The organism is Actinosynnema sp. NPDC091369 (assembly GCF_044757065.1).
Taxonomy (GTDB): Bacteria; Actinomycetota; Actinomycetes; order Mycobacteriales; family Pseudonocardiaceae; genus Actinosynnema.
On record NZ_JBIVUG010000004.1, the window covers coordinates 430694 to 445575 of the forward strand.

A 14882-nucleotide genomic window follows, 5' to 3' on the forward strand; every position below is an offset into this window, starting at 1 on the left:
GTCCACACCGGACGGCGCCGCCCCGCTCCGACGCCCGAACGAGCGGGGCGGCCCCACCACCACTACCGCCACCACCGAGAGCGCGCGCCGCACCAGCAGATGGAGACACGATAAGCATGGCCACGAGGAAGAACGCGCCGTCGCCCGAGCCGCACCTCGCCGACAGCCACGACCTCATCCGCGTGCAGGGCGCGCGCGTGAACAACCTCAAGGACGTCAGCGTCGAGATCCCGAAGCGCCGGCTGACCGTGTTCACCGGTGTCTCCGGCTCGGGCAAGAGCTCGCTGGTGTTCGGCACGATCGCGGCCGAGTCGCAGCGGATGATCAACGAGACCTACAGCGCGTTCGTGCAGGGCTTCATGCCGACCCTGGCGCGCCCCGAGGTCGACGTGCTCGAAGGGCTGACCACGGCGATCATCGTCGACCAGGAGCGGCTGGGCGCGAACCCCCGCTCCACCGTCGGCACCGTGACCGACACCAACGCGATGCTGCGCATCCTGTTCAGCCGGTTGGGCAGCCCGCACATCGGCCCGCCCAACGCGTACTCGTTCAACGTGCCGTCGGTGAAGGCCAGCGGCGCGATCACGGTCGAGCGCGGCGGCAAGACCAAGGCCGAGAAGGCGACGTTCACCCGGCTCGGCGGCATGTGCCCGCGCTGCGAGGGCATGGGCTCGGTCAACGACATCGACCTCACCGCGCTGTACGACGACGGCAAGTCGCTCAACGAGGGCGCGCTCACCATCCCCGGCTACAGCATGGACGGCTGGTTCGGCCGCATCTTCCGCGGCTGCGGCTTCTTCGACCCCGACAAGCCGATCCGCAAGTACACCAAGCGCGAGCTGCACGACCTGCTGCACAAGGAGCCCACGAAGATCAAGGTCGAGGGCATCAACCTGACCTACTCGGGACTGATCCCGTCGATCCAGAAGTCCTACCTGTCCAAGGACGTCGACTCGCTCCAGCCCCACATCCGCGCGTTCGTGGAACGGGCGGTGACGTTCACTACCTGCCCCGACTGCGGCGGCACCCGGCTGGCCAAGGAAGCCCTGTCGTCCAAGATCAAGGGCCGCAACATCGCGGACGTCTGCGCGATGCAGATCAGCGACCTCGCCGAGTGGGTGCGCGAGCTCGACGAGCCGTCGGTCGCGCCGCTGCTGGCGAACCTGGGGCGGACGCTCGACTCGTTCGTGGACATCGGCCTGGGCTACCTCTCGCTCGACCGGCCGTCGGGCACGCTGTCCGGCGGTGAGGCGCAGCGCACCAAGCTGATCCGCCACCTCGGCTCGTCGCTCACCGACGTCACGTACGTGTTCGACGAACCCACCATCGGCCTGCACCCGCACGACATCGACCGGATGAACGCCCTGCTGCTCCAGCTGCGGGACAAGGGGAACACCGTGCTGGTGGTCGAGCACAAGCCCGAGGTGATCGCGATCGCCGACCACGTCGTGGACCTCGGCCCGAAGGCCGGCACGGGCGGTGGTGAGGTCGTGTTCGAGGGCACCGTCGACGAGCTGCGCGCCGCCGACACCCTCACCGGGCGGCACCTGGACGACCGGGCGAAGCTCAAGCCGTCGGTGCGCACGGCGTCGGGCACGCTGGAGGTGCGCGGCGCGAACACCCACAACCTGCGCGACGTCGACGTGGACATCCCGCTCGGCGTGCTGTGCGCCGTCACCGGTGTCGCGGGCTCCGGCAAGAGCTCGCTGATCCACGGTTCGGTCGCCGGCCGCGACGGCGTGGTGGTCATCGACCAGGGCGCGATCCGCGGCTCGCGGCGCAGCAACCCGGCGACGTACACCGGCCTGCTCGACCCGATCCGCAAGGCGTTCGCCAAGGCCAACGGCGTGAAGCCCGCGCTGTTCAGCTCCAACTCCGAGGGCGCCTGCCCGACGTGCAACGGCGCCGGCGTCATCTACACGGAGCTGGGCGTGATGGCGACCGTCGAGTCCACTTGCGAGGACTGCGAGGGCAAGCGCTTCCAGGCGGCTGTGCTGGAGTACACGCTGGGCGGCAAGGACATCGCCGAGGTGCTCGCCATGTCCGTGGTGGAGGCGGAGGCTTTCTTCGCCGAGGGCGAGGCCCGCACACCCGCCGCCCACAAGGTCCTCGACCGGTTGGCCGACGTCGGGCTGGGGTACCTGACCCTCGGGCAGCCGCTGACCACGTTGTCGGGTGGCGAGCGGCAGCGGTTGAAGCTGGCCACCCGGATGGCCGAGCAGGGCGGGGTCTACATCCTGGACGAGCCGACCACGGGGTTGCACCTGGCCGATGTCGAGCAGCTGCTGGGACTGCTCGACCGGTTGGTCGACGCGGGCAAGTCGGTCATCGTGATCGAGCACCACCAGGCCGTCATGGCGCACGCGGACTGGATCATCGACCTCGGGCCCGGGGCCGGTCATGACGGTGGCCGGGTCGTGTTCGAGGGGACGCCTGCCGAGCTCGTCGCCAAGCGGGCCACGCTGACCGGTGAGCATCTGGCGGCGTACGTCGGAGAGTGATGCCGGGTTGGCTGGGCGCGGCGGGCGAGCTTGGGGAGAAGCAGAAGATTACCAGCGTCCTAGCCGGACGGGCAGATCAGCAGGATGACCCCAACTGCCCCTGCAATCTCCTGTTTCGTTGGTCAGGTCGGTGCTGGTGCCCGCCGCGGTCGCGGTGGTGGGGCCTGCCCGGGTGGGCGGCACGGCTGCTGCGCGTGCCGCCCACCCAGCGGCTCATGGGCGGGGGCTGAGGCGCACCGCGGTCCACGACACGGGAGGCAGGACGACGTGCAGTTCGCCGTCCGCGACGGTTGCCTCCTGGGGCTTGGGCACGACCCGGTCCGGGTCGGCCTCGGTGTTCGTCGCCGAGCCGTCCGGGTCGTGCACCAGCCACGCCTCGGCCACTTCGACGTCGCCGAACGCGCTCAGGCCCACTCGCAGGTCGACCGGTTCCGACCGGTGCCGGTTGACCACGAACACCACCGTGTCGCCGGACTCCTCGTCGTGCGTGGCGACCGCGTCCACCACCGGGACGGCGCCGAAGCGCTGGGTCTCGTAGGTCGGCGAGGACGTCTCCACGCGCAGCACCCGGCCCCGCGCCAACCGCGACGTCAGTGCGAACGGGTGGAAGATGGTCTGCCGCCACGCCGCGCCGCCCGGCTCGCTGCGGATCGGCGCGATGACGTTCACCAGCTGCGCCTGGCACGCCACCGCGACCCGGTCGCTGTGGCGCAGCAACGAGATCAGCAGGTTGCCGACCACCACGGCGTCGGTCACGTCGTACTGGTCCTCGATGACCCGCGGCGCGATCTCCCACTCGGTGCGCGGCTCCGCCTGGAACCGCTTCATGTACCAGACGTTCCACTCGTCGAACGACAGGTTGATCTTCTTGCTGCTCTTCAGCTTCGCGCCGACCGCGTCCGCGGTGGCCACCACGCTGTCGATGAAGTGGTCCATGTCCGTGGCGGAGGCGAGGAAGCTGTCCACGTCACCGTCGATGACCTCGTAGTAGGCGTGCAGCGAGATGTGGTCCACCTCGTCGTACGCCAGCTCCAGCACGGTGGACTCCCACTCGCCGAAGGTCGGCATGGACGAGCTGGAGCTGCCGCACGCCACCAGCTCCAGGTCCGGCTCGGCCTGGCGCAGCGCGCGTGCGGTCTCGGCGGCCAGTCGGCCGTACTCGTGCGCGGTCTTGTGGCCGAGCTGCCACGGGCCGTCCAGCTCGTTGCCCAGGCACCACAGCTTCACGCCGTGCGGGTCCTCCGAGCCGTTGGCGCGGCGCAGGTCAGACAGGTGCGTGCCGCCTTCGTGGTTCATGTACTCGTGCACGTCGAGGGCTTCGGCCACACCGCGCGTGCCGAGGTTGACCGCGTACATCACCTCGACGTCGGCCTTGCGAGCCCAGCGGACGAACTCGTCGACGCCGACCTCGTTGGTCTCGATGCTGTGCCAGGCCAGCTCGCGCCGCACCGGCCGCTCGGCGACCGGGCCGACGCCGTCCTCCCAGCGGTAGCCGGAGACGAAGTTCCCGCCGGGGTAGCGGACGAGCTCGACCCCCAGTTCGCGGGTCAGCTCCAGCACGTCGCCGCGGAACCCGTCCTCGTCGGCGGTCGGGTGGCCGGGCTCGTAGATGCCGGTGTAGACGCAGCGGCCCATGTGCTCGACGAACGACCCGAAGAGCCGGCGTCGCACGGGCGCGATGACGTAGTCGGGGTTGAGGGCAAGGGAGGCGTTGAGCACGGTGCTCCTACTTCAGGGCGCCTGCCGCCGCACCGCTGCGCCAGAAGCGCTGCAGCAGGACGAAGGCGACGATGAGCGGGACGATGGCCAGCAGTGAGCCGGTCACCACGAGGTTGAACAGCATGCGGGTGCCTGCCTCCTGCTGGGCGGTGTTGAACCAGGTGGTCAGGCCCACGGTCAGCGGGTACAGGTCGGCGTCGCTGAGCATCACCAGCGGCAGGAAGTAGTTGTTCCAGGTCGCGACCAGGGTGAACAGGAAGACGGTGACGATGGCGGGCCGCATCATCGGCACCACGATCTGCCAGAAGATGCGCAGCTCCCCCGCCCGGTCGATGCGGGCGGCGTCGAGCAGCTCGACCGGCACGCTCTCGTCCACGTACACCCGGATCAGGTACGCGCCGAACGGGCTGAGCAGCGACGGCAGGATCACCGCCCACATCGTGTCGACCAGCTCCACCTCCGACAGGATCAGGTAGGTCGGCAGCACCAGCGCGGTGGCCGGCACCATGATCATGCCCAGCAGCGCCGTCTCGAACAACCGCTTGCCCAGGAACTGGAACCGCGCCAGGCCGTAGCCCGCCGCCGCCGCCAGCGCCGTCGCGCCGACCGCGCTCAGCCCCGAGTACAGCGCCGTGTTGACCAGCCACTTGCCGTAGACGCCGTCGTCCTCGCGGAACAGCAGCCCGATGTTCTCGAAGAGGTTGAACTCGGCGAACCACAGCGCCGGGCTGTCGAGCAGGTCCGGCTGGCTCTTGGTGGCCGCGATGACCACCCACAGCAGCGGCACCAGGAAGTACAGGATGCCCACGCCCATGAACAGGTGCGGGAGCCGGGACTTCACCTTCGTCCGGTGTTCGGCTCTGCCGAGGGTCATGAGCGCGCCACCCGCCTGCGGTTGTTGACGAACACGAACGCGTAGGCCACCACGAACACCAGGAACCCGAGGGCGAAGGAGACCGCCGCGGAGTAGTGGAAGTCCGAGTAGGCGAACGCCTGGTTGTACGCGTAGAGGTTCGGCGTGTACCCGGCGGAGATCTGCGGCGCGAACCGGGCCATGATCTGCGGCTCGGTGAAGAACTGCATGGTGCCGATGACGGTGAAGATCGCGGCCAGCGAGATCGCCTGCTTGATCGCGGGCACCTTGACCCGCAGCGCGACCTGCACCGGCGTGGCGCCGTCGATCACCGCGGCCTCGTACATCTCCCGCGGCACGCCCTGCAACGCCGAGTACAGGATGATCATGTTGTAGCCGGTCCACGCCCACGTCACGATGTTGCCCAGCGACACCAGCAGCAACGACACGCTGAAGAAGTCGATCGGGTCGCCGCCCACCAGCGTGGGCAGGTCGGCGAACGGGCCGAACGTGCGGCTGTAGAGGAAGCCCCACATGAGCGCGCCGACGACGGCGGGCACGGCGTAGGGCATGAACGCGATGAGCCGGAACGCCAGGGCGAACTTCGTCGTCACGGCGTCGAGCACGAGCGCCCCCGCGAGCGCGATGCCGAGCATGACGGGGATCTGCACGAGTCCGAAGAGGACGACCCGCAGCAAACCGTCCAGCAGCACCGGGTCGGTGAACGCGCGCACGTAGTTGTCCAGGCCGCTGAACCGGGTGCCCAGCGCCAGGCTCTTGCTGGACAGGCTGAGCCAGAACGCGTACCCGAGCGGCACGACCAGGAACGCGACGACGACGAGGAAGAACGGCAGGACGAACAGCATCCCGGCCACGGGACGCGCGGTGACCCGGCGCGCACGCCGCCCCGCGCGCGACTCGACCGGTGCGGCCGGCGGGTCGTCCGCCTCGGGCTCCGTGATCGGCAGGGACCGCGTCACGGTGGACCTCCTGACTGGGCGTGGACGTGGGGACGGCGGCCCGCCGGGGCGGGCCGCCGGTGGGCTACTGGCTGACTTTGAAGCCCTGCTGCTCCGCGTACGCCACCACGTTCTTCTGCGTCTCCTCCAGCACCGTGCCCCACGGCCTGCTGCCCGACATCGCCTCGGCGCTGCGGTCGTTCAGCTCGCCGAACACGAAGTCCTGGAACGGCGTGTACTGGAACTCGCCCAGCTTGTTCGACACCGGCACGAAGATCTCGTTCACCTTCTGGCCGTTGAAGAACTCGTAAGCCTTGCCGGTGAACGCCGGGTCCGCCGCGACGTCCTTCACCAGCGGGTAGAGGAACGCCTTGTTCAACCCGATGTCCCAGGCCGCCTCGGACTTGCCGAACAGCTCGCGCGCCACGGTGGTGGCCGCCTTCGGGTTCTTGGCCTGCTTGGTCACGGTGAACGTGGAGCCGCCCCAGTCGCCCTGCTCGTCGGCGCCCGCGGTCCACTGCGGCATCGGCGCGACCGCCCACTTGCCCGCGGTGTTCTTCAACGAGCCCGCGACGTAGCCGGGCGTCCAGCCGGCCGCGGCCCACGTCCAGTACTTGCCCGAGTCGAGCGCGGCGGTGGCGTCGGCGGTGAAGAACGGGTCCTTGGCCATCAGGCCCTTGTCCACCAGGTCGCCGTAGAAGTCGAACACCTTCCGGCACTCCGGCGCGGTGAGGTCGATCTTCACCTGGTCCTTGGCGGTGGCCTGCGAGTAGCCGTACGGGCGGCAGCCCGCCTGCCACATCAGGCCGTTGATCCAGCCGCCGTCGCTGCCGAAGCTCGCGATGTGCGCGTTCGGGTCGGCGGCCTTGATCTTCACGGCCGCCTCGCCGTACTCGGCCCACGTGGTCGGCACCGGGATGCCGTGCTGGTCGAACAGGTCCTTGCGGTACATGAGCGCCATCGGGCCGCCGTCGACCGGGATCGCGTAGACCTTCTCGCCGTCCGTGGCCTGCTTCCAGGCCCACTCGGCGTAGAGGTCCTTGTCCTCGTTGGCGCCGTGCTCACCCATGTCCACCAGGGCGTCGAGGATGATGAACGTCGGGATCTGCTGGAACTCCACCATCGCCACGTCCGGCGCGCCCTTGCCGGCGGTGAACGCGGTCTTGAGCTTGGCGTACTGGTCCGGTCCGGTGCCGACGTTGGTCCACTCGACCTTGATGTCGGGGTGGGAGGCGTTGAACGCCTCGACCACCCCCTTGAACTCCGGGTACCAGGCCCAGACGGACACCGTCACGGGTCCGTCGTCGCCGCCCGCGCCGCCGCACGCGGCCACGGCGAGCAGGCCGCAGGCGGCGAGCCCCCCTCGGAGTTTCGCCAACCAGGTGGTGCCGAGCATGGGTGCGCCTTTCCGTCGTGGCCTGCATCAGGGCATGCCACGACCGCGATCACGGTGCGTGAACGAGACGTACAAGGTAAGCGGCGACCCCGCGAGGCGCGATCTGGTGCCGTGAGGTCGGGTCCGGGTGTCGCACCACGGCCGGCGGGTCCCGGTGGACCGAGGAGTGTCTGCCGCCGTGGCACCGGTCTTGCTGCGCTGCAAAGCACTATGGACGGCGTTTTGCCGCGCTGCAAGACCTCATCTGAAGTTAATCCAAACGAGATTTACGGCGGTGACGACCCGCCGGCGGGTCGGGGCTTGTCGCGGCGAGGGTCGCCGTGCACACTCTTTTGCAGCGCTGTAGCGGTGGGGCCGCCGCGCCGGTCCGACGGAGGAGAACGATGCGCGACGCCACGCTGCGTGATGTAGCCGAGCTCGCGGGCGTGTCCGCGCGGACGGTCTCGAACGTGGTCAACGGCTACGCCAGGGTCACCGAGCGGACCCGCGAGAAGGTGGAGCGGGCGATCGAGGAGCTGGGCTACCGGCCCAACGTGCTGGCCCGCAACCTCGCCAACGGCCGGTCCGGGCAGATCGCGGTGGTCGTGCCCTACCTGGACACGCCGTACTTCGCCGAGCTGCTCCAGGCGATCATCCCGAGGGCGCGCGAGCGCGGCTACAACGTGCTGATCGACCAGACCGACGGGGACCCGGCGCACGAGCGGGAGCTGATCCGGCGCGGTGCGCGGGCGCTGCTGTTCGACGGCATGATCTTCAGCCCGCTCGGGCTGGCGCAGGAGGACCTGGACGACGGCGACCCGACGTTGCCGCTGGTCGTGCTCGGCGAGCGGTCGTCGAACGGCACGTTCGACCACGTCGGGATCGACGACGTGGCGGCGTCGCGGGAGGCGACCGCGCACCTGATCGGCCTGGGTCGGCGGCGGATCGCGGCGATCGGCGACCAGCCGTACCCGACCGGCGAGGCCGCGCAGCTGCGCACGCTGGGCTACCGGCAGGCGCACGCCGAGGCCGGGCTGCCGGTGGACGAGTCGTTGATCATCAGCACGCCGCGGTTCAACCGGGCCGACGGGTCGGGCGCGATGCGGCTGCTGCTCGACCGGGACGACCCGCCGGACGCCGTGTTCTGCTACAGCGACCTGGTCGCGCTCGGCGCGTTGCACGAGGTGCTGGCCCGCGGGCTGCGCGTGCCCGAGGACATCGCGCTCATCGGGTACGACGACATCGAGGACGGCCGCTACTCCAACCCGACGATCAGCACGATCTCGCCGGACAAGGTGACCATAGCGACCACGGCGGTGGAGCGGCTGCTCGCGCGCATCGGCAGCACCGAGCCGCTGCCCGGTGTCGAAGTCCGCGCCGGCCACCGCCTGATCGCCCGCCAGAGCACCCTGGGGCGCGCCGACCGCACCTGACCCGAACGGTCAACTCACCCGTCCTGAGCGTTCGACACGCGCGTCCCGAACGTAGGACTCACGCGAGAGTCGAACGCTCAGGTCCCGAGAGTCGAACGCCCAGGTACCCCGAGTTCAACGCCCGGGTCGGGCGGACGCGTGAAGAAAGCGCTTTCCCGAAGGGTTGACACCCGTCGGCGAGGGCGGGCAGCATCCTGTGTCGTTCTGTTGCTCTGCGCACTTCTCTGCTCGGTGTTGTTGGTTCACGACGCGTAGAACCGGGGTCCAGGTGGACAGACGCAGGCGTTTGCTCGCAGCGGCGGTCGCCGCGCTGCTCGTCGGGTCGGGATCGGCGATCAGCCCGGCGGCGGCGAGCGAGCCGGTGGCACACCACGTCCGCAGCGAGAACTTCGACGGGTCGTGGAAGTTCGCGCTGGCCAACACGACCGGCGACGACGAACCGGCGTACGCCGACGCCGACGAACCGGCCTTCGACGACTCGTCCTGGCGCACCCTCAACCTGCCGCACGACTGGTCGATCGAGCAGCCGATGACGCCCGCCGCCGGCAGCGGCACGGGCTGGTTCCCCGGCGGCCTCGGCTGGTACCGCAAGGCGTTCACGCTGCCCCGCGACACCGCGGGCAAGAAGGTCTCGCTGGAGTTCAACGGCGTCTACATGGACTCCGAGGTCTACCTCAACGGCACGCTCGTCACCGCCCACCCGTACGGCTACACGGGCTTCGCGGTCGACCTCGCGGCGGCCCACAGGGACGGCCGCACGCCGAACGTCGTCGCGGTCAAGGTGCGCAACAAGCTGCCGAGCAGCCGCTGGTACTCCGGCAGCGGCATCAACCGGCACGTCGACCTCGTCGTCACCGACCGGGTGCACGTCGCCCGGCACGGCACGTTCGTGACCACGCCGAACGTCGAGCACGAGGTGTCGTCGCACTACGCCACCGCCCACGTCCGCACCGACGTGGTCAACGACCGCGCCGCCGAGGACGTCGCCGTCCGGTACCGCATCAAGGACGCCGACGGGCGCATCGTGGCACGCCACCACACCCCGGTGACCGGCTCGACCGTCGAATCCGACATCCGCGTCCCGGACCCGACCCTGTGGTCCATGGCGAACCCGCACCTCTACACCCTGGAGACGGAGGTGACGGTCGCCGGCCGTCGGGTGGACGCCACCAGCACCCGGTTCGGCTTCCGCTGGGTCCGGTTCGACGCGGACGAGGGCTTCTTCGTCAACGGCGAGCACCACAAGATCCAGGGCGTCGACCTGCACCACGACCAGGGCGCGCTCGGCTCCGCGGTCAACCGCGACGCGCTGGCACGCCAGTTCAAGCTGATGAAGGGCATGGGCGTCAACGCCTTCCGCACCTCGCACAACCCGCCGTCACCCGAACAGGTCGAGCTCTGCGAAGAGCTGGGCATCGTGATGATGGTGGAGGCGTTCGACACCTGGCGACGACCCAAGCTCCCGTACGACTACGGCCGGTTCTTCGAGGCCAACAGCAGCGCGGACATCAAGGAGATGGTGCACGCGGCGAAGAACTCCCCCGCCGTCGTGCTGTGGTCGGTCGGCAACGAGATCCCGGACTTCCACTCCGTGCCGTTCGGCCCGGACACCGCCCAGCGCCTGGCCGCCGACATCCGCTCGATCGACACCAGCCGGCCGGTGGTGTTCGGCTCGGACGCCTACCGCCGCGTGCCCGCCACCGGCTCGGGCCCGGACCGGATCCTCAACGCCCTGGACGGCCTGGGGTTGAACTACAACACGGCCGGCGCGGTGGACGCGCTGCACGCCAAGTACCCGGACAAGTTCATCTTCGAGTCGGAGTCGTCGTCCTCGACGTCCACCCGCGGCGCGTACCAGGACCCGTCGCTGGTCAACACGGGCGAGAACCACACGCCCGGCCGGCGCGAGGTGTCCTCCTACGACAACAACATGGCCTCGTGGACGCTGAGCGGCGAGTACGGGTTGAAGAAGGACCGGGACCGCGAGTTCTTCCTCGGCCAGTTCCTGTGGGCGGGCATGGACTACATCGGCGAGCCGACTCCGTACGACGGGGTGTTCCCGGTGCGCACGTCCCACTTCGGCGCGATGGACACCGCGGGGTTCCCGAAGGACCTGTACTACCTGTTCAAGAGCCAGTGGACGACCGACCCGATGGTGCACCTCGTGCCGATGGACTGGACCGGCCACGAGGTGGGCGAGCCGGTGCAGGTGTGGGCGTACGCGAACGTGGACGCGGTCGAGCTGTTCCTCAACGGCGAGTCGCTGGGCGTGCGGCAGTTCGACCGCAAGAAGACGACGTACGGCAAGGAGTACCTGGAGACCACCGAGCCGACCGGTGACGACAAGAACGTCACCACCGGTCCGTTCCCGGGCAGCTACACCAGCCCCAACGGCAGCGCGGGCAAGCTGCACCTGACGTGGACCGTGCCGTTCGAGCCGGGTGAGCTGGTGGCGGTGGCCCGCCGGGACGGCCGGGAGGTCGCACGGGACACCGTGCGCACCGCGGGCGCGGCGGAGGGGGTGGAGCTGACGCCGGACCGCAGGGTCGTGACGGCCGACGGCCGGTCCCTGACCTACGTCACCGCCGACGTGGTCGACCGCAACGGCGTGGTCGTGCCCGGTGCGGCGAACCGGGTGACGTTCTCCGTCACCGGCGGCCGGCTGGTGGGCGTGGACAACGGGCGGCCGGAGAGCGTGGAGCCGTACCAGTCCAACGGGATGACCGCGTTCCGCGGCAAGGTGCTGGCGATCGTGCAGTCCGACGCGCGCGGCGGCGCCATCCGGGTCGAGGCCACCTCACCCGGCCTGAGGTCCGGTCGCACGTCCGTGCTCGCCATCCCGCGCGGGCCCCGGGGACCGGGCGGCTTGACGCCCACCCTGCAACCGGCGCCGGCCCAGGATATGTCGGTGGCGGACGCGAGCTACAGCGGCCGGGCGAGCACCGTGCCGGCCGCCATGGTGGACGGCGACCCGGCCACCCGCTGGTCGAACGCCTACGCCAAGCAGGCGACCCAGGTGCTGCCGGCCGTGTCGTCCGCGCACGCGAGCGAGTGGGTGTCGGTGGGGTGGCCGCGGGCACGCGCAGTCGACGGGGTGACGGCCTCCTTCGCCGTGGACGCCTCGCACCAGCTCCCCGCCTCGATCCGGGTCGAGCACTGGGACGGCTCGGCGTGGGCCCCGGTGGGGAACGCCCGGGTCGAGTGGGCCGACGCCACGGGCCGCGTCGCGTTCGACCCGGTGACCACGACGCGGGTCCGGCTCACCCTGACCAGCCGCGCGCCCGGCACGTCGACCGGGTTCCTCGGCATCGCCGAACTGCACGTGAACGGGGGCTCGTGATGGCGAAGGTGAACCGTCGGACTTTCCTCGGTGGCGTGGCCGCGGCCTACGCGCTCCCGTTCGGCACGGGCCAGGCCCGAGCCGCCGAACCGCCCCGGCGGACCGCCGCCCTGTCCTGGCTCGAAGGCGGCACGCCCACCACGCACGCCGGCACCACGTGGGGTGTGCCGTGGCCGCGCGGCGAGTTCCCCGGGGATCAGACGTTCTCGCTGGTCACGAGCACGGGCGAGCAGGTTCCGGTGCAGACCTGGGCCACCGGCGTCTGGCCGGACGGCTCGCTGAAGTGGAGCGCGCACGCGATCAGCGGACCGACCGCCGCCGAGGGGTACCGGCTGGAACCCGGCCCGGCGCAGCCGCCCGCGCAGGCCGTCACCGTGGAGGACGGGCCGGAGCACGTCGTCGTCCGCACCGGCGTGATCGAGGCGACCGTGCGCAAGAGCGGCGGGGACCTGGTCGAGCGGATCACCCGCGGTGGGCAGCCGGTCGTGCAACGCGGGCACCTGGTGTGCCTGCGCCAGGACCACGACGACGACGAGGACACCGGCGGCGCGAAGCGGGAGAAGTTCGTCAGCGCCGTGCGCAACGTCATCGTGGAGCAGAGCGGGCCGGTGCGGGCCGTGCTGCGGATCGACGGCGTGCACTGGGCGAAGCGGCGCGAGTGGCTGCCCTTCACCGTGCGGCTGTACTTCTTCGCGGGCGCGGACAGCATCCGGATGACGCACACGTTCGTGTGGGACGGCACCGAGAACGACCACCTGCGCGGGCTGGGCGTCCGGTTCGAGGTGCCGATGCGCGACGAGCCGCACGACCGGCACATCCGGTTCGGCGGCGAGGAGGGCGGGTTGCTGCGCGAGGCCGTGCGCGGCATCACCGGCCTGCGCCGCGACCCCGGCCCGGCGGTGCGCGCCGACCAGGTGGCGGGCCGCAAGCTGCCACCGGTGTCCACTTGGGACAGCCGGGTGAGCAGCCGGCTGCACCTGATCCCGACGTGGGGCGACTACAGCCTCAGCCAGCTCACCGCGGACGGCTTCACGATCCGCAAGCGCACCAAGCCCGGCCACACGTGGGTGGACGTGGACGCGGGACGGCGGGCGGCCGGCTTCAGCTACGTCGGCGGCGCGAGCGGCGGCCTGGCGTTCGGGCTGCGCGACTTCTGGCAGCTGCACCCCACCCAGCTCGACGTCCGCGGCGCGGCGACCGACAAGGCCGAGGTGACGGTGTGGCTGTGGTCGCCCGACGCGCGGCCGATGGACCTGCGCTTCTACCACGACGGCCTGGGCATGGACACGTTCGCGGAGCAGCTCGAGGGCCTCCAGATCACCTACGAGGACTACGAACCCGGTTTCGGCACCGCGTACGGGGTGGCGCGCACGAGCGAGCTGACGTTCTGGGCCCTCGGCTCGACGCCCGACGACGCGAGCCTGGCGGGCATGGCGCAGGCCGTGCGGACACCGCCGCTGCTGGTCGCGCCGCCGGAGCACCTGCGGGGAGCGGGCGTGTTCGGCGACTGGTCGTTGGTGGACCGCTCCACGCCGGCGCGGGCGGCGATCGAGGACCGGCTGGACTTCCTCTTCGACTACCACCGCGACCAGGTGGAGCAGCGCCGCTGGTACGGGTTCTGGAACTACGGCGACGTGATGCACACCTACGACGCGGACCGCCACCAGTGGCGGTACGACATCGGCGGGTACGCGTGGGACAACTCGGAGCTGTCGACGGACCTGTGGCTCTGGTACGCCTACCTGCGCAGCGGGCGGGCGGACGTGTTCCGGATGGCCGAGGCGATGACCCGGCACACCGGTGAGGTCGACGTCTACCACCTCGGCCGGTGGAAGGACCTCGGCACGCGGCACAACGTGCTGCACTGGGGGTGCAGCGCCAAGCAGCTGCGGATCAGCACGGCGGCGAACCGGCGCTTCTACTACTTCCTCACCGCCGACGAGCGGGTGGGCGACCTGCTGCGCGAGCTGGTGGACGCGGACCGCACGTTCGTCGCGCTCGACCCGCTGCGCAAGATCCGCACCGAGCCGTACACGCCGGACCCCAAGGCGCTGGCGGTCGGCCTCGGCACGGACTGGGGCGCGTTGGCGGCGGCGTGGCTGACCGAGTGGGAGCGCGGCGGCACCCCGGTCGCGCGGCGGAAGCTGCTGGGCACGGTCGAGGACATCGGGAGGCTGAAGAACGGGTTCGTCACCGGGGAGGCGTTGTACGACCTGGAGGCGGGCCGGTTCGCCACCGACCGGGTGCAGGTGAGCGTGTCGCACCTGTCGGCGGTGTTCGGGCTGGTGGAGATCTGCAGCGAGCTGATCTCGATCCTGGACGACCAGCCCGGCTTCGAGAAGGCGTGGTTGCAGTACTGCCGGCTGTACGGCGCGACCAGGGAGGAGCAGCAGGCCGAGGTCGGCGGCTCGTGGAACAACGGCTTCCGCCAGATGCACTCCCGGCTGACCGCGTACGCGGCGGCGCGGACCGGGGACGACGCGTTGGCGCAGCGGGCCTGGGACGAGTTCTTCGCGGGCCAGGACGGGTACGGCCCCGGGCTGCCGTGGCGCACCACCCGGGTCGAGGGCCCGAACGCCCTGCGCCCGGTGGACGAGGCGGCGTTCGTGTCCACCAACGCGTCCGCCCAGTACGGCCTGGCCGCCATCCAGAACCTGGCCCTGGTGGGCGACAAGCTGCCGCCGCAGCGCGTGGACCGGTGA

The 14882-nt window shown here is 70.5% G+C and carries 8 protein-coding genes; 4 read left to right on the plus strand and 4 right to left on the minus strand.

Features of this window, described 5'->3' with window-relative positions; all coding sequences use genetic code 11:
- The first annotated feature begins 110 nt into the window (after positions 1 to 110).
- Positions 111 to 2501, plus strand: coding sequence for an ATP-binding cassette domain-containing protein (locus ACIQMJ_RS18530; RefSeq protein WP_499762465.1), 2391 nt, complete (start codon positions 111 to 113; stop codon positions 2499 to 2501).
- A 213-nt stretch (positions 2502 to 2714) separates the two neighbouring features.
- Here the strand turns inward: ACIQMJ_RS18530 and arfA are convergent, their stop codons facing one another.
- From arfA to ACIQMJ_RS18550, 4 genes are all read right to left on the minus strand, one after another.
- Entirely contained in the window at positions 2715 to 4220 is a 1506-nt protein-coding gene (gene arfA / locus ACIQMJ_RS18535) for an arabinosylfuranosidase ArfA (protein WP_499762192.1), read from the minus strand.
- A gap of 7 nt (positions 4221 to 4227) precedes the next feature.
- Positions 4228 to 5094: a carbohydrate ABC transporter permease gene (locus tag ACIQMJ_RS18540; protein WP_499762193.1), complete on the minus strand. Its 867-nt coding sequence runs from the start codon at positions 5092 to 5094 to the stop codon at positions 4228 to 4230.
- Complete coding sequence (locus tag ACIQMJ_RS18545; protein WP_499762194.1) at positions 5091 to 6053, minus strand: carbohydrate ABC transporter permease; 963 nt, start codon at positions 6051 to 6053, stop codon at positions 5091 to 5093. The genes ACIQMJ_RS18540 and ACIQMJ_RS18545 overlap by 4 nt, the downstream gene beginning before the upstream one ends.
- A gap of 64 nt (positions 6054 to 6117) precedes the next feature.
- Entirely contained in the window at positions 6118 to 7428 is a 1311-nt protein-coding gene (locus ACIQMJ_RS18550) for an ABC transporter substrate-binding protein (RefSeq protein WP_499762195.1), read from the minus strand.
- Between the two features lie 383 nt (positions 7429 to 7811).
- Between ACIQMJ_RS18550 and ACIQMJ_RS18555 the strand changes: the two genes are divergently transcribed.
- The 3 genes from ACIQMJ_RS18555 (at position 7812) to ACIQMJ_RS18565 (ending at position 14882) form a co-directional block, all read left to right on the plus strand.
- Complete coding sequence (locus tag ACIQMJ_RS18555; protein ID WP_499762196.1) at positions 7812 to 8840, plus strand: LacI family DNA-binding transcriptional regulator; 1029 nt, start codon at positions 7812 to 7814, stop codon at positions 8838 to 8840.
- A 268-nt stretch (positions 8841 to 9108) separates the two neighbouring features.
- Positions 9109 to 12180: a glycoside hydrolase family 2 TIM barrel-domain containing protein gene (locus ACIQMJ_RS18560; protein ID WP_499762197.1), complete on the plus strand. Its 3072-nt coding sequence runs from the start codon at positions 9109 to 9111 to the stop codon at positions 12178 to 12180.
- Positions 12180 to 14882, plus strand: a complete 2703-nt coding sequence (locus ACIQMJ_RS18565) for an exo-rhamnogalacturonan lyase family protein (protein ID WP_499762198.1) — start codon at positions 12180 to 12182, stop codon at positions 14880 to 14882. Before ACIQMJ_RS18560 ends, ACIQMJ_RS18565 begins: the two co-directional genes overlap by 1 nt.